Below are 18,867 nucleotides of genomic sequence, written 5' to 3' on the forward strand. Positions count from 1 at the left end.
CCCATGTCCCTGACGCTTGCTAACGCCGCGCTGCTGCGCAGCCAGAACTTCATCAATCAACAATGGCGCGATGCCGGCCTGGGCCGCCGCCTTGCGGTGGCCAACCCGGCCACGGGCGAGGTGTTTGCCCATGTGCCCGACAGCGACGACGACGATGCGGGACGCGCGGCTGATGCCGCAGCGGAAGCGTTTCCGGCCTGGAGCGCCCGCCCGGCGCGCGAACGCGCGCAGCTGATCAAACGCTGGCATGCGCTGATCCTCGCGAATCAGGAAGACCTGGCGCGCATCATATCGACCGAACAGGGCAAGCCGCTGAAGGAAGCACGCGGGGAGGTCCTGTATGGTGCTTCGTATGTGGAGTGGTTTGCCGAAGAAGCCACGCGCATCTGCGGCGATATCGTCGCGGAGGCCGTGCCGGGCCGCAAGCTGCTGGTGCTGAAGGAGCCGGTTGGCGTGGTGGCTGCCATTACACCATGGAACTTCCCGCTCGCGATGATCGCGCGCAAGATCGCGCCCGCACTGGCCGCGGGTTGCACGGTCGTGGCCAAGCCCGCCGAGGACACGCCGCTGACCGCGCTCGCGCTGGTCTGGCTGGCTGAGCAGGCCGGTCTGCCGGCAGGCGTGCTCAATATCGTGACGGCCTCGCGCGAAAGCACACCCAACGTGGTCGATGCGTGGCTGGCCGACAGCCGCGTGCGCAAGATCACGTTTACCGGCTCCACACCGGTGGGCAAGCACCTGGCGCGCGAATCCGCGGGCACGCTCAAGAAGCTGTCGCTGGAACTGGGCGGCAATGCGCCGTTTATCGTGTTCGAAGATGCGGACCCGGACGCGGCCGTCGATGGCCTGATGGCATCCAAATTCCGCAACGGCGGCCAGACCTGCGTGTGCCCGAACCGTGTCTACGTGCATGAGAGCGTGCATGACGACTTTGTCGAGCGCCTGGCCCGCCGCGTCGGTGCGCTGCACGTCGCACCTGCCACGGACGAGAACGCGCAGATCGGACCGATGATCAACGCGCGCGCCGTCGACAAGATTGCGCGGCATGTCGAGGATGCGGTGGCAAAAGGCGCCCGCGTGGTGACAGGTGGGCGGCGTGTTCGCACGGCCGATGGCCCGCACTACTACGCGCCGACCGTGCTGATCGACGCCACGCCCGCCATGGAACTCGCGTGCGAAGAGACCTTCGGTCCCGTGGCGCCGGTGTTCCGGTTCCGCGACGAGTCCGAGGTGATCCGCGATGCGAACGACACGCCGTTCGGGCTCGCTGCGTACTTCTACTCGAACGACGTGCGCAGGATATGGCGCGTGGCACAGGCACTGGAAACGGGAATGGTCGGCATCAACGAAGGCGCTATTGCCGCGGAAGCCGCGCCATTCGGCGGCGTGAAGGAATCCGGCTACGGGCGCGAAGGCTCCCGTCACGGGCTGGACGACTACATGCATACCAAGTACCTTTGCCAGGGCCAGCTCGGCTGAGCGGCAGTATTCCCGCATTCACAGAAGGCAAGACAACACCATGCCCGCACACAATCCGTTCAAGGCCGCCCTGGCGGCCCGCCAGGCGCAGATCGGCCTCTGGCTCTCGATGGCGACGCCTTACCTGGCCGAGGTGTCCGCCACCACCGGCTTCGACTGGCTCCTGATCGACGGCGAACACGCGCCGAACGACCTGCGTACGACGTTGCAGGCGCTGCAGGCTGTTGCGCCTTACCCGGCGCAGCCCGTGGTGCGTGCGCTGGCGGGCGAGGTAGCGCTGATCAAGCAGCTGCTCGATATCGGGGCGAAGAACCTGCTCGTGCCGATGGTCGATACGGCCGAGCAGGCGGCATCGCTGGTCAGCGCCACACGCTACCCGCCGCAGGGCATTCGCGGCGTCGGCAGTGCGGTAGGACGTGCGTCGCGATGGAGCAGCCGTACGGACTACCTCGATGTGGCCGATGACGAGATCTGCCTGCTGGTGCAGGCGGAAACCGTGACGGCGCTGAAGAACCTGGAGGCGATCTGCGCGGTGGAAGGTGTCGACGGCGTGTTCATCGGACCGGCAGACCTGGCCGCGTCGATGGGCTATCGCGGCAAGCCGGGTCACCCCGAGGTGCAGGCGGCCATCGAAGGCGCGATGCGGACCATCGTCGCCAGCGGCAAGGCCGCTGGCACGCTGACCTCGGACACGACGCTCGCGCGCCGCTACCTGGAGCTGGGCTGCACGTTCGTAGCGACCGGTGTGGACGTGACAATGTACGCCAACGCTGCGCGACGGCTTGCCGCGGAGTTCAAGCCGCAACAGACGGCCAGCGCTGGTAGCGGGCCTTCCGCCGCGTACTGAACACCGAAACCGAATCCCGAGCGAACATGCAAGCCGAAGTCCAAGCCCCAAATCCCGAAACCACCCTGCGCGCGATGCAGGCCATCGTCGGCGAGCACGCCTGCCTGAGTGGCGATGCCGACATGCAGCCTTTCGTCACCGACTATCGCGGCATCTACCGTGGCAAAGCACAGGTCGTGGTGCTGCCTGCATCCACGCAAGAGGTCAGCCAGGTCATGCAGTGGTGCTATGCGAATGGGGTGCCAGTGGTGCCGCAGGGCGGCAACACCTCGCTCATGGGTGGCGCAGTGCCTGACGACACCGGTGCGGCCGTGGTCATCAACCTGCGCCGCATGAACCGCGTGCTGGCCATCGATGCCGTCAACGACACGATGGCCGTGCAGGCCGGCGTCACGCTCAGCGCGGCACGCAGCGCGGCGGAAGCCGAGCAGCGCCTGTTTCCGCTGCGCATCGGCTCGGAAGGTTCGTGCCAGATCGGCGGCAACCTTTCCACCAATGCCGGCGGCACGGCGGTGCTGCGCTACGGCAATATGCGTGACCTGGTGCTCGGCATCGAAGCCGTGCTGCCGGACGGGCGCATCTATTCGTCGCTGCGCGGCCTGCGCAAGGACAACACCGGCTATGACCTGAAGCAGTTGTTCATCGGCGCGGAGGGAACGCTCGGCATCATCACCGGCGCGGTGCTCAAGCTCATGCCGCAACCGCGCAGCACGGCGGTCGCGTTCGTCGCCGTGCGGAGTCCCGCGGCGGCGATGCAACTGCTTGGCGAAGCCAAACGGCTGTCCGGGCAGGCGGTGACCGCGTTCGAACTGATTTCGCGCCCGGCGCTGGAACTCGTGCTCGAATACCTCGGCAATGTCCCGTCGCCGCTGCCGCAGATGCATGACTGGATGGTCCTGATCGAGCTGACCTCGGGCACCGATGCGGAAAGCCTCAACGCCACGCTGATGGAGATCCTGGAATCGGGCTTCGGCCAGGGCCTTGTACTCGACGCCGCGGTGGCTGCGAGCCTGTCTGATGCGCAGACCTTCTGGCGTATCCGCGAAGAAATCTCCGATGCGCAGACCCGTGCCGGCGGCAGCATCAAGTGCGATGTGTCGGTACCGCTGTCGCGCATTGCGGCGTTTGTCGAAGAGGCATCCGAGCGGGTACTGGCGCTTGAGCCGGATGCGCGCATGGTGATCTACGGTCATATGGGAGACGGCAACGTCCACTTCAATCCGCTGCGGCCCAAGGACCGGCCGGCCAAGGAATTCCTCGCCCAGTGGTACGCGCGAATTTCCGGCCTCGTCGATACGATGGCGCATGCCGAGAATGGATCGATCTCGGCCGAACACGGCATTGGCGTGGTGAAGCGCGACGATCTTGCGCAGTTCAAGTCGCCCGTGGAAATCGAACTGATGTGGCAGGTGAAGCAGGCGCTGGACCCGCGTAATCTGCTCAACCCGGGCAAGGTATTGCCGGCGCAGAGACGGTAGCCCCCCGCGCCGGTGCGTGACACGAATGGTGCAACTCGGCTAAGGTGTCTGCTGGACCTGAGACCCGGGACCCCCGTGCAGGCGGGCACCCGGGCGGACAGCCATACACTGACAAGGCCGAGAAAGCATGAGCCAGCAAGCCCCAAACACGCAGCCTCCGCTCGAAAAACCCACCCTCGACTATCCCTGCGGCGACGCGCCCGTACCCGGCGAAGCGCATGAAGTCGCGCCCGGCGTGCGCTGGCTGCGCATGCCGATGCCGCTGGGACTCAATCACATCAATCTTTGGGCGATCCGCGACGGCGCTGGCTGGGCGGCCGTGGATTCCGGTCTGCAGACGCCAGAAACCGCGGCGGCCTGGCGCACGCTATTCGGCGAAGGCGGCGCGCTCGCCGGTGGCGGCCTGACGCGGCTTTTTGTCACCCACATGCATCCCGATCACATCGGCATGGCCGGCTGGCTCACGCGCAAGTTCGGGTGCCGGCTGTGGATGACGCCGATGGAATACCTGATGTGCCGCGTGCTGGCCGCCGATACCGGGCGCGCCGCGCCGCCGGAAGCCGTGGATTTCTACCGGCGCGCCGGCTGGACCGAGGACGACATCGAAGTCTACCGAACGCGGTTTGGCGGCTTTGGCAAGTACGTGCATGCGCTGCCGGAGAGCTTCCAGCGCCTGACCGACGGCGACGTGTTGCGCATTGGCGAGCACGAATGGCGCGTGGTCGTCGGCACCGGACATTCGCCCGAGCATGCGTGCCTGTACTGCCCGGCACTCAAAGTGCTGATCTCCGGCGACCAGGTACTTCCGCGCATTTCGTCAAATGTCTCGGTGTTCCCGACCGAGCCGGAGGCCGATCCGATGGGCGACTGGCTGGACTCGCTGGACAAGATCCGACGCGAGGTGCCGGACGATGTGCTCGTGCTGCCCGCACACAACGAGCCGTTCCGCGGTCTGCACGCGCGGCTCGACTACCTGTCGCGCAGCCAGCACCAGGCGCTCGATCGCCTGCGCGACGCGCTGTCCGAGCCACGGCGGGCCGTGGATGTGTTCGGCCAGCTGTTTTCCCGGCCCATCGACAGTCCGGGCCTGCTTGGCATGGCAACGGGGGAGAGCATCGCGCATCTCAATTACCTGATGCACCGCGGCGAAGCTGTGCGGGAAACCGGGTCCGATGGGTTCCACTGGTACCGGATGAAATAGCGCTGTAACTGCCCGCCCCACCCCCCGCCGATGGCAGGCAAACCTTGACTTCGCAGCCTCCGATATATATCTTAAGATATGTTTTAAGATATATCGGAGGCGTTCGTGCGACATCCATTTGCTTCATTTGCCTCATTCGACCAAACCGGCCGTGGCCTTCGGTTCGGGATGGGGTTCTCTCATCACTTCTTTCGCCATGCCATCGGGCGCCATCATCGCGGCGGCTCCTTGGGCGGCCCCCCGGATGGTGGCGATGGCTTTGGCGGCCCCGGCGACTTTGATGGCGAGGGCTGGCGACGGGGCCGAAAGTTCAGTGCGGAAGACCTGCAACTGCTGCTGCTGGCTTTGCTGAAGGAGAAGCCCAGCCATGGCTACGAACTGATCAAGGCGCTGGAGACTCGAACCAGTGGGTTCTACAAGCCGAGCCCCGGCATGGTCTATCCGGCGCTGACGTATCTTGAAGAAGTCGGGCATGCCACGGTCGATACCGAGGGCAACAAGAAGCGTTACCAACTTTCCGACGCTGGCCGTACCTACCTGGCCGCCAACAAAGACAGGCTCGATCTGATGCTCGGGCGCCTGCGCCACGCTGCGCGCAAGATGGACTGGATCCGTCGTGCCATGGCCGGTGAGCCACAGGTAGAGCCGGAGCAGGGCGGCTGGGCGCCGGAGTTCGTACAGGCGCGCGTGGCGCTGAAACGCGCACTGGCACTGCGCAGCGACGCTTCGCCAGATGAACAGCGGCGCATCGCCGACATCCTGGCGCGGGCCACGGCCGAGATCGAAGCCGGCCCCAAGGACTGATCTGTGGCGTTGACTTTGGCGTCCGCCCTGGGCGCTGTGCGCGCGCCCCTCACATGAGCAATTCCATGACGATACCGACAGATACCACCCCATCCACTCGCGACCTGACCGTGCAGCGCGTGCGCCATCCGCTGAAGATGCGCATGCTGCAGGTCGTACGCACCCGACTTGTCTCCCCGCAGTTGCTGCGCGTGACGCTCCAGGGCCCCGACCTTGCCGACTTCGTTTCCGCTTCGTTCGATGACCACGTCAAGGTGTTCTTCCCGCAAGGCGGCGCCAACAAGCCTGTCATGCCCGAAGTCGGCCCCAACGGCGTGGTCTTTGCCGAGGACCAGCCCCGGCCCCCTGCGCGCGACTACACGCCGCGCCATTACGACCCTGTCGCGCACGAACTCGATATCGAGTTCGTGCTCCATGGCGACGGCCCTGCATCGACCTGGGCCGCTCTGGCGCAACCGGGCCAGTATCTCGGCGTTGGCGGTCCGCGCGGCTCATTCGTGGTGCCCACCGCGTTCGACTGGCATCTGCTCGTGGGCGATGAGACGGCTTTGCCGGCCATCGGCCGCCGGCTGGAGGAACTGGGGCCCGATACACACGCGCTGGTGGTGATCGAGGTACCCGAAGCCGCTGCAGAAATTCCGCTGCCGAGCCCGGCGAACCTGCAGGTGCACTGGCTGCATCGCGGCGACGCGCCCGAAGGCAGCCTGCTGGCACCCGCATTGCGCGGCATCGCGCTGCCGGACGGCGAAGGCTATGTCTGGGCGGCCGGCGAATCGGCGGCAATGAAGTCGGTGCGCCAGTATCTCGTGACGGACCGTGGCATCGACAAGAAGCGTATCCGCGCGTCGAGCTACTGGAAGCGGGGCGCGGCAGCCGTGCACGAGACGCTGGACGACTGAGTTGCGCTTGAATGGCCTAAGATGACGGCAGCGTAACTTTCAGGGAGGCTGCCGTGCCGGACACGACTTCACGTTGGAGATTGCTTCAAGCTGCCGCTGCGGCAAGCATCGCCATGGCGCTGGCCGCCTGCGCGCCGGATTCGGTCCGCAACATCGAAGCCAAGGGTTTCAACGCGTATCTGGATTCGCTGAAGACCGCTTGCCCGAATATGGTCATCGGCAATAACAACATCAGCCAGTGGCTCGCTGATAACGGCAATTCGGGCGATGACGACTACATCTACTGGCTGGACCAGACCTCGCGGCTTTACTACAAGCGGATCAGCCCGGCGCAATACAGGACGTCGGTGAGCGGCGCACTTGGTGCGGGGAAGAAGGATGCGGGCGCCATCGACTGCATTATTCGGCATTTGCCGGTGGACCGGCCAAGTAGTCCGCCGGGTGGGAAGTTGTTGTAAGAGATCCCGGGGTACGTTTCGTAAAATGACTATTTGACATAGTCATTTTGGGGTGCGAAGATCGATGTGTACCCACCAACAGGATTTGCGATGCCGGGCACCCAAGTTTCCAAAACGGAGTTCAAAGCAAAGGCACTCGAGTATTTTCGGCAAGTCGAGTCATCAGGCGAACACGTGATCGTCACGGATCACGGCAAGCCCACACTGGAAATCCGCCCTTTCCGAACTCTTGATCGCGACCCACTCGACGTATTGGCAGGCACGGTCGTTCGCTATGACGACCCTACCGAGCCGGTTGACGTGGAGTGGGAGGCCGGCCAGTGATCGTGTTGGACACACATACGCTGGTCTGGTGGGCGAGTGGAAGCGACGAACTGAGTGCGACGGCGAAATCCACCATCCACCGTGAATGCAACGAGGGACAGATAGTTGTATCTGCAATCTCTGCATGGGAAATTGCCATGCTGGTGGAGCGCGAAAAGCTGGTGCTGTCGATGGACGTCGAGAGTTGGCTCGACACCGTCGCGCAAATAGAAGCGATAACGTTCTACCCCGTTGACGTCGACGTCTCGATCAAATCGGTCCAACTGCCTGGCGAATTCCATAAAGATCCGGCGGACCGCATGATTGTCGCTACCGCGCGCAAGCTGGCTGTGCCCCTAATTACCAGGGATGAGAAGATACGCGCCTACGAGCACGTCAGGACCATTTGGTAGCCCAGGCGGCATCAACATCTGCCCGTTGTGCAATCCCCCCATCCCCGCTAAGATCATTTCCCGGCAGCCGAGACAGCGGTTGCCGACGTCGCTCGGACGGTTCCGGGCGCTTACGTAAAGGACTCCTTCATGACTGCCAGCTCTGGCAAGCGCCGCTTTGCGCGCATCGATCGCCTTCCCCCGTACGTTTTCAATATCACCGCCGAGTTGAAGATGGCCGCCCGCCGCCGTGGCGAGGACATCATCGACATGAGCATGGGCAACCCCGACGGGGCCACGCCGCCGCATATCGTCGCCAAGCTGGTGGAAGCCGCGCAGCGCCCCGACACGCATGGCTATTCCGCGTCGAAGGGTATTCCGCGACTGCGCCGTGCGATTTCGCATTGGTACCGCGAACGCTATGACGTGGAGATTGACCCGGATACCGAGGCCATCGTCACGATCGGCTCCAAGGAAGGACTCGCGCATCTGATGCTCGCCACGCTGGATCGTGGCGACAGCGTGCTGGTGCCGGACCCGAGCTATCCGATCCACATCTATGGCGCGGTGATCGCCGGTGCGGATATCCGCTCGGTGCCGCTGGTGCCCGGCGTCGATTTCTTCGCGGAACTGGAGCGCACGATTCGCGGCAGCTATCCAAAGCCGAAGATGATCGTGCTGGGGTTCCCGTCGAACCCGACCGCGCAATGCGTGGAGCTGGATTTCTTCGAGCGCGTGATCGCGCTGGCGCGCAAGCATGACATCTTCGTGGTCCATGACCTGGCTTATGCCGACATCGTCTTCGATGGCTGGAAGGCGCCGTCGATCATGCAGGTGCCCGGAGCGAAGGACATCGCAGTGGAGTTCTTCACGCTTTCCAAGAGCTACAACATGGCGGGATGGCGCATCGGCTTCATGGTCGGCAACCCCGATCTCGTCGCCGCGCTCACGCGCATCAAGAGCTATCACGACTATGGCACGTTCACGCCGGTGCAGATTGCCGCGATTGCCGCGCTGGAAGGGGACCAGGAATGCGTGAAGGAAATCGCCGCGCACTACCAGTCGCGTCGCGACGTGCTCGCGAAAGGGTTGATCGAGTCGGGCTGGCTGGTCGACATCCCAAAGGCCTCGATGTACATCTGGGCCCGCATTCCCGAGCCTTATCGCGCGCTGGGTTCGCTGGAATTCGCCAAACAGCTGCTGGCGAAGGCGAAGGTTTCAGTCTCGCCCGGCATCGGCTTTGGCGACTACGGCGATGAGTACGTGCGCTTTGCGTTGATCGAGAACGAAGCGCGCATCCGCCAGGCCGTGCGCGGTATCAAGGCGATGTTCCGTGCGGATGGACTGGTCAAGGTGCCCGCATCAGAACATGCAGACGGGCACGGCAAAGAGAAGGGCAAGGGCTGAGCGGGGTGTTGGATCGCCCGCACGCATAGCCGTGCGGGCTAACCTCGCACCTCGCGCCGGAACCGGCTTGGTGCGTGGCCGGTCCATCGCAAGAACGCCCGGCGGAATGCTTCCTCGCCGGAGAATCCGAGCTGCGCGGCGATTCGCCCAATCGGCCAGTTGGTCATGCGCAGGCAGTGTTCAGCGTGCTCGCGCAGGCAGTGCTCGCACAACGCGCGATAGCTGCTGCCGTCTGCGGCAAGACGGCGGCGCATGGTTGGTTCGCTGATGTCAAAGCGTGCCGCGAGTTCCGCCAGCGTGGGCAGCCTTGCCCCGTGCGCCAGCGCGGCATGCAGCACGCCGCGCGCTTGCTGGCTCAGCGAAACCACTTCCGAAGGCGCACCCACCAGGCGGTAAGGAAAATCTTCGAGGAAGGCGCCCAACTCTGCGGCCTGTCTCACGACACGCATGTCCAGTAGTGCCGGATCGAACTCGAACCCGTAGACCGGAGCGCCGGCGATCACAGTGGCATTGAACATGCCGAGGAACGGCATGGCATCTTCACGCCGCGGATGCGCCAGAAACACATGGTCCGGGCGCAATGGCTGGCCAATCAGCCAACCATAGAGCTGCATGTAGTAGAAGAGCCCCGTCAGGTCCACCAGGCAGGCCGCCGACGTCTTCACGCGCCGCAGCGAATCCATGGTGAACACTGCCCTGTCGCCAGGCTGCGTGAGGCTCAGGACACCCGCGCGCGGATACAGCATCGCGCAAAAGTCCGCCGCGCAGCCGATGGCTTCCCGCAGTGTCTGGCAACTCAGTACGCAGCGGCACAGCAGATCCACTTCCTGCTTGCGCATCGGCGGATGGCCGTCTCCCTTGGCGACGAGGGTTTCGAGTTGTTCGATCGAAGCGCGATAGAGCGCCGTGAACTGGTTCTGCCGCACGTGCTCGTCGGCGTCGGTAGCAGGCGGCATCTCGGCGCCTTGCCTTTTCAGTTCCTCCAGCAGTCGCTGCGCCATGCCGGTCGGAGCTGGCTTTCCCGTTGAAGTGGCACTCATGGAACGTTCTTGCTGATTGCTTCGGTAGGGATTCCTGACGGTCCGGGTAGGGATGCGTGTGCGGCTGGCCTCCCATAATCATCCCGGAACTTCACCGGCGCAAGGCGGGCGCAAAGCCCCGGACCCGGAAGGGTGCCATCCATCGAACCACGCGCATACATGGGGCAAACCATGACCTCGTTTCTCTGCTGCAGACTGCGAACACCGGGATTGCAAAACCGGTGCCACGTCCTTCCTTTTTGCGAGGGCCGGCGATGATCTACGTACTCGACGAGATCGTGCTCGACCCCGGACACGCGCCCGAGGTGCTCGCCCTGCTGCAACGCTCATACCGGCCGAACAGCGAGGCCCGGGGCATGACGCTTCTCCACCGCTGGATGTCACCACCTGCTGCCATCGAAGGTGTGTCCAATACGCTGCGGCTCCTGTGGCAAGTGGCGGATGCGCCGGCCTACTACGCCATGCGCGCCAGCATCGACGCTTCTTCCATGGCTGTCTGGCCTGAAGTCGATGCGCTTTGCGAAACGCGTCACCGACATGTGATGTCCGACGCAGCCGTGGCGCTGCGCTGGCCAAAGGAGCGCGAACATGAAGCTTGAGACCGCACAACTCCGGCTCGCCAGTTGCGCGGGCATGGCCGCAGTGGACCTGGAGCGCCAGCTTCGGGCCCGTGTCAGTGAACTGCCTGGTGTGCGTCACGTGGCGCTGGGACGGAACATGACGGGCAGTTTTGGTGCGGGCGACTATACGCTCGACCTGGCGTTTGCCGATGCGCCGGAGAGAAGCCTCGCTGCCACGTTGCGAGGCCTGGCAGACGTCGACAGCGTCGTATACCGCCAGATTGGCGGTGGTCAGCGTGACCCGGTACTGCGCGATGGCATCTGGCGAACGCTGATGTTCCGCGTTCGCCCGCAAGCCTCGGAGCAGCACGTCCGTGCGCTGGAGCGCGACCTGCTACGAATGCCCGATTACATGCCGGGCATTCTGAACTGGCGACTGGCTCGCGTCTCATCAGCCGACACCTGGACCCATGTCTGGCAACAGGAGTTTGCCAGCGTGAACGACCTGCTCGGCGAGTATCTGATGCACCCGTTTCATTGGGGCTGGGTCGACCGATGGTTCGATCCCGCGTGCCCCGACTGGACTGTCGAGGCGATCTCCCACGCCTTCTGCCCGCTTGCCACAAGCCTGATTGCCGGCCACGCCGGCAAGGAGACCCGGACGTCATGACGAGACACGAGATGCTGAAAGGAAACACTGCAACCGCGCTGGCACCGATACGTCCTTACCACGAGTTTGATCGCAGCGGCGGCGTCACTGCCTACGCAGCCGCCAAGGCGGCGATCAACCGGTTCACGGAAGGACTCGCCGCGGAACTGCAGGCCGACAATATCGCGGTGAACTCGGTTGCACCGAGCACGGCAATCCGCACGCCTGGCAGCGAGCGATTCATCCCCGACGGCTATCCCGTCGAGCCGGTGGAATACCTGGTGGAGACGGCACTCGCGCTGCGCAGCACACCGGCCCGGCAACGCACGGGGTGCATTGCCCACAGCCTGCATTTCCCGTTGGCCGCCGGCCTGGAGATCTTTGGGCTTGATGGGGCGGGCAAACTGCCGCCACCCGTTGTTCCGGCCTGGGCGCATCCGGGTCTGCTCCGTTCAACTCTGCAGGAGGGCTGAATCATGGAGACATTGATGCGCGCTGCCATCATCGACGCTACAGGCGGCCCCGAGGTGCTCAGAATTGCCAACGTCCCGGTTCCCGATCCCGCCGCAGGCGAAGTGCTGATCCGTGTGGCCTGTGCCGGCGTCAATCCCGCCGACTGGAAATGCCGCGAAGGTTATCTCGGCAACTTCATGCACTACAGCTTTCCGTTCGTGATCGGCTTTGATGTCAGTGGTGTCGTGGCGGCCGTGGGGGAGGGCGTAACGGGATGGATTCCCGGCCAACGCGTGTTTGCACAAACCGACGTTGGCGCCGGCAAATGGGGCTCCTACGCCGAGTACGTTGCCGTCAGTCAGGATTCGGTAGTCGCGATTCCGGATGGCCTTGGTGATGCCGAAGCGGCGGCGGTCCCCACGCCCGCGCTGGCGGCGTGGGCGGGGCTATTTGACGAAGGGGGACTGAAGCCAGGACAGACAGTGCTCATCCACGGCGGTGGTGGCGCCGTTGGCACCTTTGCCATCCAGTTGGCTCGCGCTGCCGGCGCCAGCGTGGCTGCCACCTGCAGCGCAAGCCGCTGCGATGAACTGAAGTCGCTTGGCTGCGATCTGCCGATCGATTACAGGTCCGATCTGACCGAACGCGCTGTCGAGAAATGGGCGCCGGGCGGCGTCGATCTTGTCCTGGACGCCGTCGGATGCGGCACGCTGCCGAATGGACTCGATTTACTGAAGCCAGGCGGCATCCTCGTGGCCATCATGACGCTGGTCAGCGGAGACAGCGGCCCGGATGCGGCTGAGGCCGCGCGCCGAGGCAAGCGTTGCGCGCTGGCATATAGCCGGATGCCGAGCGGTGCGCGGCTACGCGAAATTTCCGAGCTGCTCGCAACAGGAAAAATCCGGCCGCCCCGCGTCGAATGCCTGCCGCTGGAAGATGCAGCAGCAGCACTGGGGCTGGTCCAGTCAGGGAAGGCGCCTGCGAAGCTTGTGCTGCAAGTCAGCAGCCCGGCCGAAGCTGAAGTCCCGGCGCAGCACCGCCGCGTTGCATAGCCCCGTAGATAACGTCCATCGAAGACACAGGAGACACATGAACAAGGCAATACTGCTTCGCACCGTGGCCGGTGCACTGGTGACGGCTGCGCAGCTAGGCGCGCCGGCTTTGGCGACGATGACGCCTGACGAGATCAAGCGGCTCGAATCCACGCTGACGCCTGTAGGCGCCGAGCGGACCGCGAACAAGGACAGCAGCATTCCGGCGTGGAGCGGCAAGTGGCAGGGCGCGCCGACTGGCACGGCGTTCCGGCCAGGAGAGCCGTATCCGGATTCCTACGCTGCGGAAAAGCCGGTCACGACAATCACGGCCCAGAACATGGAGCAATACCGCGCTCATCTGAGCGATGGCCAGCTCGCCATGTTCCGGCTGTATCCGGCGACCTTCCGGATGATGATCTACCCGAGCCATCGTGATTTCCGCTATGGCGACGCCATCTACAAGGCCATCCACGACTACGCACCGAAGACGCAGATGACGGCCGATGCAAACGGCTTAAAGGAGTATCCGCCGACCGCGCCTTTCCCTGTGCCGAAGAATGGCCTGGAGCTGATGTGGAACCTTCGGTTTTCGTCGGCCATCGCCGAAGAGGCGGCGGTCTACGACCAGGCGGTCGTGTACCGCGACGGCAAGACGGCATGGGGTAAGTGGAAATATGACATCTGGTCGCCCGTCAACATCGTCGCCTCGGACAAGCGATCGACGCTCATCGATCGCACGTTTGCGCGAGTCGAAACTGAACTTCCGTTGCGCGAACGCGGCAATATCATCGTCTCCCAAAGTTTCTGGGATCGCGAAGGCTCCGATACAGCCAGGACGTGGCAGTACAACCCGGGCACCCGCCGCGTCCGTCAGGCGCCGGAGTTCGGGTTTGACCAACCGCTGGGGCCGGGCGGCTTCCGGACCGTCGATGACGATCGCCTGTTCAATGGATCGGGCGAACGCTACGAGTGGAAAATCGTCGGCAAGAAGGAGATCTACATTCCGTACCACAACTACAAGCTGGCCGATCCCGCTGTCAAGTACGCCGAGTTGCTGAGCGCCAATCATCCCAGCCCCGACTACGTCCGCTATGAGCTTCACCGCGTCTGGGTTCTGGAAGCCACATTGAAGCAGGGCTTCCGGCACCAGTACGCCAAGCGGGTGCTGTACCTGGACGAGGACACCTGGATGGCCGTGCTTGCGGACAACTACGACGCCCGCGGCCAGTTGTGGCGCACCAATATGCAGTCGTCGTTCTACGCCTACGATATCAAGCGCTACTATCCGGCGGCCGCTTTCTATCACGACCTGATCGCCGGTTCATATCTGGCGGACCGGTTGACCAACGAAGGCAAACCAGTCCGGCTGAACAGCAGCCCCCAGTTCAACGAGGCCTACTTTTCGCCAGACTCGATTCGCAGCGCCGGGCACTAGGTCGGGACGAGAAGCGGCGCCCGGGCGCCAGCCATCAGCCCAGCATGTGGAGCGGATCGGCGCCCGGCTGCCACCAGTGCGCAAACAGCGCTTCTACCGCTGCAGCATCCACGGCGTCGTAGCTGCCAATACGCCATTGGGGCATATTGTCCTTATCGACGATCAGCGCGCGCACGCCTTCGATGAAGTCTCCGCGCGCGAACGATTGCACCACTACGGCAAGCTCCATGCGGAAGCAATCGGCCAGATCTAGCCGGCGGCCACGCAGCAGCAGTTCGCGTGTGGCACAGGCGGCCAGCGGCGAGCGCTTGCGCAGCGTTTCTGCCGTCCGCGTCGCCCATTCGGCGTAGCGCGGATCGTCCTGGCAGGACAGGCTCGCGATGATTTCCGGAAGCCCGGCATCAGCAGGGAAGTGCCGCAGCAGGGCCGGCAGCACCTCGAGCAGCGGTGCATCGGCCGCGCTGCAGATCGGTTCGCCTACCAGCGCACGGCGCACGTCGTCCAGCGGCTGCCCGCTCCAGCGGATGCCGGCCAGCGCATCGTCGAGCGCGGCAAGCGTGACACTGTTGACCGCGACGTCGGCCAGCCCGCACAGCAGCGCATCTTCTGCGCCAATGGTCACACCAGTCAGGCCGAGATACAGCGCAAGCTGGACCGGCATTTTCGACAGGAAGTGACTGGCGCCCACATCGGGCACAAGCCCGATTCCCGTTTCCGGCATGGCCACGCGCGACCGCTCGGTGACGACGCGCAGATGCGCGGTCTGCGACAGGCCCATGCCGCCGCCCATGACGATGCCATCCATCAGCGCCACCACGGGCTTCGGATAGCGGTGCAGCCGGTAGTCGAGCTGATATTCGTCGATGAAGAACTGGCGCTGCAGCGGCGTGCCGTCGCGATGGCTGTCATACAGCGCGCGGATATCGCCACCCGCGCAGAAGGCCTTGGGTCCGGCGCCGCGCAGCACCACGGCCTCGATATCGTCCCGCCCGGCCCACGCTTCGAGCTGACCGGACAGCGCCACGATCATCGGATAGGACAGCGCATTGAGCTGCCGCGGCCGGTTCAGCGTCACCAACCCGACGCGGTTGATGACCTGAAAGAGGACTTCGGGCTCGGTGTCGGCCAGTGAACTGCCCGGCGCGATTTCAGGTGTCAGTCGCATGATGCGCTCCTACGCATTGCGCCACTGCGGCGCGCGCTTCTGCAGGAAGGCATTGACGCCTTCGCGCTGGTCCTCGCCGTCGAACAGGTCGACAAAGCGCTCGCGCTCCAGCGCAAACGCTGCCTGGCGCGGCACGCCCTGGCGCGACAGGTGCACAAGCTGCTTACTGTAGGCCGCCGCGCGCGGACTGACGGCGCACGCGCGTTCGGCCATGGCCAGTGCAGTGTCCAGCGCCTTGCCGCGCGGCACCACCTCTTCCACCAGTCCGATGCGCAGCGCCGTGGCCGCATCCACACGCTCATTGGTCAGGATCATCCGCTTGGCCCAGCCTTCGCCGACCAACCACGGCAGGGTTTGCGTGCCACAGCCGCATGGCAACAGCCCCACGGCGGCTTCGGGCAGTGCCATCTGCGCCTGCTCCTCCGCGATGCGCACATCGCAGGCGAGCGCGCATTCCAGTCCGCCGCCCATGGCATAGCCGTTGATCGCGGCAATCACGAGCGGCCGCGCATTCTGCAGCGCCTCGAAGGCACTGCCGAAGCGCTGTGCCATCACACGTGCATGGGCGCGGTCGCCTTCGGCGAAGCCGTTCAGGTCGGCGCCCGCGCTGAAGAAGCGATCACCCGCGCCGGTGATGACAACGGCGCGGACTTCCGGATTCGCGTCGATCTTCGCAATCAGGTCCTGCAATTGCTGCAGGCCCTCTGCGGTGAATGCATTGGCGGGCGGGCGGCTCAGCGTGAGACGGGCGATATGCCCGTCCAAGGAAAATTCAATCATCAGTCGCCTCCGTCAGGCCCCGGACTTGGGCTGGTATTGCCGGATCACGCCGGAGAAATCGAGCTGGCCATCGCCGGCCTGACTCATCGCCTGATAGATCTGCTGCGCCAGCGCGCCCAGGAACAGCGGCTGCTTCACGCTGCGTGCGGCGTCGGCGGCGAGGCCCAGGTCCTTGAGCATCAGGTCGGCGCCGAAGCCACCCGTATAGCCGCGCGACGACGGCGCGGTCTCGATCACGCCGGGGTGGGGGTTGTAGGTGTCGGAGGACCAGCATCGCCCCGTCGACGTATTGACGATGCCCGCGAGCACATTGGCATCGATGCCGAGCCTCACACCGAGCGCCATGGCCTCGGACACGCCGATCATCGAGATGCCGAGGATCAGGTTGTTACAGATCTTGGCGACCTGGCCGGTGCCGGTGTCGCCGCAATGGACCAGGTTGCGGCCCATATTGGCCAGCACGGGCTTGACCTGCTCGAACAAATCCGGCGTGGCGCCGACCATGAAGGTCAGCGTCCCGGCCTGCGCACCGCCGGTGCCGCCGGACACTGGCGCATCGGCCAGCGGGTTGCCGTGCGCCGCAGCGGCGGCGGCCAGTTCGCGCACGGTAGCCGGGTCGATCGTGCTCGAGTCCACCAGCGGCACACCGGCGCGCACGCCCGCCAGCACGCCCTCGTCACCGAGATACGCCGTCCGGACATGCGCGGCGGCGGGCAGCATCGTCATGACGAAGTCGGCCTCGGCCACCGCCTTGCGTGCGGAATCGGCCGAGGCTGCGCCTTCGGCGCACAGCGATGCCACGGCGGTGGCATTGAGATCGAAGACGGTGAGCGTGTGACCGGACTTGAGCAGGTTGCGCGCCATCGGGGCGCCCATGTTGCCTAGGCCGATAAAGGCGATATGCATGTCGGGTCTCCTGGATATGGTGCTTATTGGTTGCCTATGGGGTCTTACTTCAGGCTGATGGTGGTGTTCACGCCGTCATTCACCGTGGCATCGTCGAACCAGCGCGCCGTCACGGTCTTGGTCTGCGTGTAGAACTGCACCACCTGCTTGCCGTACGGGCCGAGGTCGCCGAGCTTGGAGCCGCGCGAACCCGTGAAGCTGAAGTAGGGGACGGGCACCGGAATCGGGATGTTGATGCCGACCTGGCCGACGTCGATCTCGCTCTGGAACTTGCGCGCGGCCGCGCCGCTCTGCGTGAAGACGCCGGTGCCGTTACCGAACGGGTTGCGGTTGACCAGCGCGATGGCCTCGTCGAGCGTTTCTACGCCCAGCACCACCAGCACCGGGCCAAAGATCTCGTTGGTGTAGACCGACATGTCGGTCGTGACATCGGTGAAGACGGTCGGGCCGATGAAATTGCCTTGCGCGTAGCCCGGGACTTCCACGTTGCGGCCATCCAGCACCAGCTTGGCGCCTTCCTTCTCCCCCGAGGCGATCAGGCCGAGGATGCGTTCCTTGGCCGCGACGGAGACCACGGGGCCAACATCGGTGCCAGCTTCTGCGCCGGCGCCAACCTTGAGCGTCTTCGCCTTGGCGACGAGTTCAGGCACCCATTCACGCGCTGCGCCGACGAGCACCACCACGGACGTCGCCATGCAGCGCTGGCCCGCAGCGCCGAAGCCCGCGCCGACGAGTGCATTCAGCGTCTGCTCCTTGTGCGCGTCGGGCAGCACCACGGCGTGGTTCTTCGCGCCCATCATCGACTGAACACGCTTGCCGTGCGCGCCCGCCAGGTTGTAGACATGGGTGCCCACGGCGGTGGATCCGACGAAGGAAACGGCCTTGATGTCCGGGTGCGTGCACAGCGCATCGACGACGTTCTTGGCGCCATGCACGACGTTCAGCACGCCCGGCGGCACGCCTGCTTCGACGGCCAGCTTCACCAGTTCCATGGTCGACAGCGGATCCTGCTCCGACGGCTTGAGTACGAAGGTATTGCCGCAGACGATCGCCATCGGGAACATCCACAACGGGATCATCGCCGGGAAGTTGAACGGCGTAATGCCGGCGCACACGCCGATGGGCTGCTGCAGCGTATAGGTATCGACGGTGGCGGCCACGTTCTCGGCAAAGCCGCCTTGCTGCAGCGTGCCGATCGAGCAGGCGTGCTCGACCACTTCCAGGCCGCGGAAGATATCGCCCTCCGCATCGGCCAGCGTCTTGCCTTGCTCGGCCGTCAGGATGGCGGCAATACGCTTGCTGTGTTCACGGATGAGTGCCTGGTAGCGCAGCATGATGCGCAGGCGCGCGCCGATCGGCGTGTGGCGCCAGGTGGCGAACGCGCGGTGGGCGGAGTCCACGGCCGCGGCGACTTCGCTGGCGGTGGCCAGCGGTACGCGCGCCAGCACTTCCTGCGTGGCGGGATTGACCACGTCGCGGAATTCGGTGGCGGAAGACTCCACCCATTCGCCGTTGATCAGCAGCGGGACGGACGGAACGGCGTTGGCGGTCTGGGGCAGTGCACTCATGATGTCTCC

At 64.7% G+C, this 18,867-nt stretch carries 19 protein-coding genes and 1 pseudogene; 15 read left to right on the forward strand and 5 right to left on the reverse strand.

All coding sequences use genetic code 11. From position 1 onward, the window contains the following. Positions 1-3: 3 nt before the first annotated feature. The 10 genes from ACIGJG_RS28150 to alaC all read left to right on the forward strand — a co-directional run bounded on the left by ACIGJG_RS28150 (position 4) and on the right by alaC (position 9,268). Complete coding sequence (locus tag ACIGJG_RS28150) at positions 4-1,479, forward strand: NAD-dependent succinate-semialdehyde dehydrogenase (protein ID WP_483673482.1); 1,476 nt, start codon at positions 4-6, stop codon at positions 1,477-1,479. Between the two features lie 40 nt (positions 1,480-1,519). Next, positions 1,520-2,326 carry a 4-hydroxy-2-oxoheptanedioate aldolase gene (gene hpaI / locus ACIGJG_RS28155; protein ID WP_011300395.1) on the forward strand — a complete coding sequence of 269 codons (807 nt, stop codon included), beginning with the start codon at positions 1,520-1,522 and terminating at the stop codon, positions 2,324-2,326. Positions 2,327-2,400: 74 nt separating this feature from the next. Next, positions 2,401-3,804 carry an FAD-binding oxidoreductase gene (locus tag ACIGJG_RS28160; RefSeq protein ID WP_166487143.1) on the forward strand — a complete coding sequence of 468 codons (1,404 nt, stop codon included), beginning with the start codon at positions 2,401-2,403 and terminating at the stop codon, positions 3,802-3,804. A gap of 127 nt (positions 3,805-3,931) precedes the next feature. After that, positions 3,932-5,005, forward strand: a complete 1,074-nt coding sequence (locus ACIGJG_RS28165) for an MBL fold metallo-hydrolase (RefSeq protein ID WP_011300393.1) — start codon at positions 3,932-3,934, stop codon at positions 5,003-5,005. Positions 5,006-5,173: 168 nt separating this feature from the next. Then, on the forward strand, positions 5,174-5,809 hold the full coding sequence (locus tag ACIGJG_RS28170; protein WP_049796495.1) for a PadR family transcriptional regulator: 636 nt from the start codon (positions 5,174-5,176) through the stop codon (positions 5,807-5,809). Positions 5,810-5,874: 65 nt separating this feature from the next. Further along, complete coding sequence (locus ACIGJG_RS28175) at positions 5,875-6,708, forward strand: siderophore-interacting protein (RefSeq protein WP_483673483.1); 834 nt, start codon at positions 5,875-5,877, stop codon at positions 6,706-6,708. Positions 6,709-6,821: 113 nt separating this feature from the next. Then, complete coding sequence (locus tag ACIGJG_RS28180) at positions 6,822-7,166, forward strand: hypothetical protein (protein WP_483674054.1); 345 nt, start codon at positions 6,822-6,824, stop codon at positions 7,164-7,166. 90 nt (positions 7,167-7,256) lie between these two features. Continuing rightward, positions 7,257-7,490, forward strand: a complete 234-nt coding sequence (locus tag ACIGJG_RS28185; RefSeq protein ID WP_483673484.1) for a type II toxin-antitoxin system Phd/YefM family antitoxin — start codon at positions 7,257-7,259, stop codon at positions 7,488-7,490. Beyond that, complete coding sequence (locus ACIGJG_RS28190; RefSeq protein WP_041680197.1) at positions 7,487-7,882, forward strand: type II toxin-antitoxin system VapC family toxin; 396 nt, start codon at positions 7,487-7,489, stop codon at positions 7,880-7,882. The genes ACIGJG_RS28185 and ACIGJG_RS28190 overlap by 4 nt, the downstream gene beginning before the upstream one ends. 129 nt (positions 7,883-8,011) lie before the next feature. Further along, positions 8,012-9,268 carry an alanine transaminase gene (alaC, locus tag ACIGJG_RS28195; protein ID WP_011300387.1) on the forward strand — a complete coding sequence of 419 codons (1,257 nt, stop codon included), beginning with the start codon at positions 8,012-8,014 and terminating at the stop codon, positions 9,266-9,268. A gap of 38 nt (positions 9,269-9,306) precedes the next feature. Here the strand turns inward: alaC and ACIGJG_RS28200 are convergent, their stop codons facing one another. Further along, entirely contained in the window at positions 9,307-10,308 is a 1,002-nt protein-coding gene (locus ACIGJG_RS28200; RefSeq protein ID WP_245001813.1) for an AraC family transcriptional regulator, read from the reverse strand. Between the two features lie 254 nt (positions 10,309-10,562). Between ACIGJG_RS28200 and ACIGJG_RS28205 the strand changes: the two genes are divergently transcribed. From ACIGJG_RS28205 to ACIGJG_RS28225, 5 genes and pseudogenes are all read left to right on the forward strand, one after another. Continuing rightward, the gene (locus tag ACIGJG_RS28205; protein WP_483673485.1) at positions 10,563-10,907 is read left to right on the forward strand and encodes a hypothetical protein; all 345 of its coding nucleotides are present in this window, start codon (positions 10,563-10,565) and stop codon (positions 10,905-10,907) included. Continuing rightward, positions 10,897-11,538, forward strand: a complete 642-nt coding sequence (locus tag ACIGJG_RS28210; RefSeq protein ID WP_483673487.1) for a Dabb family protein — start codon at positions 10,897-10,899, stop codon at positions 11,536-11,538. The genes ACIGJG_RS28205 and ACIGJG_RS28210 overlap by 11 nt, the downstream gene beginning before the upstream one ends. Before the next feature lie 29 nt (positions 11,539-11,567). Beyond that, a pseudogene (locus ACIGJG_RS28215) lies at positions 11,568-11,990 on the forward strand (SDR family NAD(P)-dependent oxidoreductase); the annotation flags it as partial. A gap of 3 nt (positions 11,991-11,993) precedes the next feature. After that, positions 11,994-13,022 carry an NADP-dependent oxidoreductase gene (locus ACIGJG_RS28220; RefSeq protein ID WP_483673488.1) on the forward strand — a complete coding sequence of 343 codons (1,029 nt, stop codon included), beginning with the start codon at positions 11,994-11,996 and terminating at the stop codon, positions 13,020-13,022. A gap of 37 nt (positions 13,023-13,059) precedes the next feature. Further along, positions 13,060-14,439, forward strand: a complete 1,380-nt coding sequence (locus ACIGJG_RS28225) for a DUF1329 domain-containing protein (protein WP_220630313.1) — start codon at positions 13,060-13,062, stop codon at positions 14,437-14,439. Between the two features lie 34 nt (positions 14,440-14,473). On the opposite strand, the gene ACIGJG_RS28230 is transcribed toward ACIGJG_RS28225, so the two are convergent. The 4 genes from ACIGJG_RS28230 to ACIGJG_RS28245 are packed head-to-tail and all read right to left on the reverse strand — an operon-like array spanning position 14,474 to position 18,858. After that, the gene (locus ACIGJG_RS28230; protein ID WP_483673489.1) at positions 14,474-15,604 is read right to left on the reverse strand and encodes an enoyl-CoA hydratase/isomerase family protein; all 1,131 of its coding nucleotides are present in this window, start codon (positions 15,602-15,604) and stop codon (positions 14,474-14,476) included. Positions 15,605-15,613: 9 nt separating this feature from the next. Then, positions 15,614-16,384 carry an enoyl-CoA hydratase gene (locus tag ACIGJG_RS28235; protein ID WP_011300379.1) on the reverse strand — a complete coding sequence of 257 codons (771 nt, stop codon included), beginning with the start codon at positions 16,382-16,384 and terminating at the stop codon, positions 15,614-15,616. A gap of 12 nt (positions 16,385-16,396) precedes the next feature. Then, positions 16,397-17,290 carry a 3-hydroxyisobutyrate dehydrogenase gene (gene mmsB, locus ACIGJG_RS28240; protein WP_011300378.1) on the reverse strand — a complete coding sequence of 298 codons (894 nt, stop codon included), beginning with the start codon at positions 17,288-17,290 and terminating at the stop codon, positions 16,397-16,399. A 44-nt stretch (positions 17,291-17,334) separates the two neighbouring features. Continuing rightward, complete coding sequence (locus ACIGJG_RS28245) at positions 17,335-18,858, reverse strand: CoA-acylating methylmalonate-semialdehyde dehydrogenase (protein WP_140950119.1); 1,524 nt, start codon at positions 18,856-18,858, stop codon at positions 17,335-17,337. Positions 18,859-18,867: the final 9 nt, after the last annotated feature.

This window comes from Cupriavidus sp. C1SS-2L (assembly GCF_057073735.1).

Bases quoted from the DNA above. Each gene is read 5' to 3' on its own strand.
- ACIGJG_RS28220 (WP_483673488.1), top strand. From the start codon at position 11,994: ATGGAGACATTGATGCGCGCTGCCATCATCGACGCTACAGGCGGCCCC.
- ACIGJG_RS28210 (WP_483673487.1), top strand. From the start codon at position 10,897: ATGAAGCTTGAGACCGCACAACTCCGGCTCGCCAGTTGCGCGGGCATG.
- alaC (WP_011300387.1), top strand. From the start codon at position 8,012: ATGACTGCCAGCTCTGGCAAGCGCCGCTTTGCGCGCATCGATCGCCTT.
- ACIGJG_RS28245 (WP_140950119.1), bottom strand. From the start codon at position 18,858: ATGAGTGCACTGCCCCAGACCGCCAACGCCGTTCCGTCCGTCCCGCTG.
- ACIGJG_RS28150 (WP_483673482.1), top strand. From the start codon at position 4: ATGTCCCTGACGCTTGCTAACGCCGCGCTGCTGCGCAGCCAGAACTTC.
- ACIGJG_RS28180 (WP_483674054.1), top strand. From the start codon at position 6,822: ATGGCGCTGGCCGCCTGCGCGCCGGATTCGGTCCGCAACATCGAAGCC.
- mmsB (WP_011300378.1), bottom strand. From the start codon at position 17,290: ATGCATATCGCCTTTATCGGCCTAGGCAACATGGGCGCCCCGATGGCG.
- ACIGJG_RS28225 (WP_220630313.1), top strand. From the start codon at position 13,060: ATGAACAAGGCAATACTGCTTCGCACCGTGGCCGGTGCACTGGTGACG.
- ACIGJG_RS28165 (WP_011300393.1), top strand. From the start codon at position 3,932: ATGAGCCAGCAAGCCCCAAACACGCAGCCTCCGCTCGAAAAACCCACC.
- ACIGJG_RS28170 (WP_049796495.1), top strand. From the start codon at position 5,174: ATGGGGTTCTCTCATCACTTCTTTCGCCATGCCATCGGGCGCCATCAT.
- ACIGJG_RS28235 (WP_011300379.1), bottom strand. From the start codon at position 16,384: ATGATTGAATTTTCCTTGGACGGGCATATCGCCCGTCTCACGCTGAGC.
- ACIGJG_RS28205 (WP_483673485.1), top strand. From the start codon at position 10,563: ATGATCTACGTACTCGACGAGATCGTGCTCGACCCCGGACACGCGCCC.
- ACIGJG_RS28160 (WP_166487143.1), top strand. From the start codon at position 2,401: ATGCAGGCCATCGTCGGCGAGCACGCCTGCCTGAGTGGCGATGCCGAC.
- ACIGJG_RS28185 (WP_483673484.1), top strand. From the start codon at position 7,257: ATGCCGGGCACCCAAGTTTCCAAAACGGAGTTCAAAGCAAAGGCACTC.
- ACIGJG_RS28175 (WP_483673483.1), top strand. From the start codon at position 5,875: ATGACGATACCGACAGATACCACCCCATCCACTCGCGACCTGACCGTG.
- ACIGJG_RS28230 (WP_483673489.1), bottom strand. From the start codon at position 15,604: ATGCGACTGACACCTGAAATCGCGCCGGGCAGTTCACTGGCCGACACC.
- ACIGJG_RS28200 (WP_245001813.1), bottom strand. From the start codon at position 10,308: ATGAGTGCCACTTCAACGGGAAAGCCAGCTCCGACCGGCATGGCGCAG.
- hpaI (WP_011300395.1), top strand. From the start codon at position 1,520: ATGCCCGCACACAATCCGTTCAAGGCCGCCCTGGCGGCCCGCCAGGCG.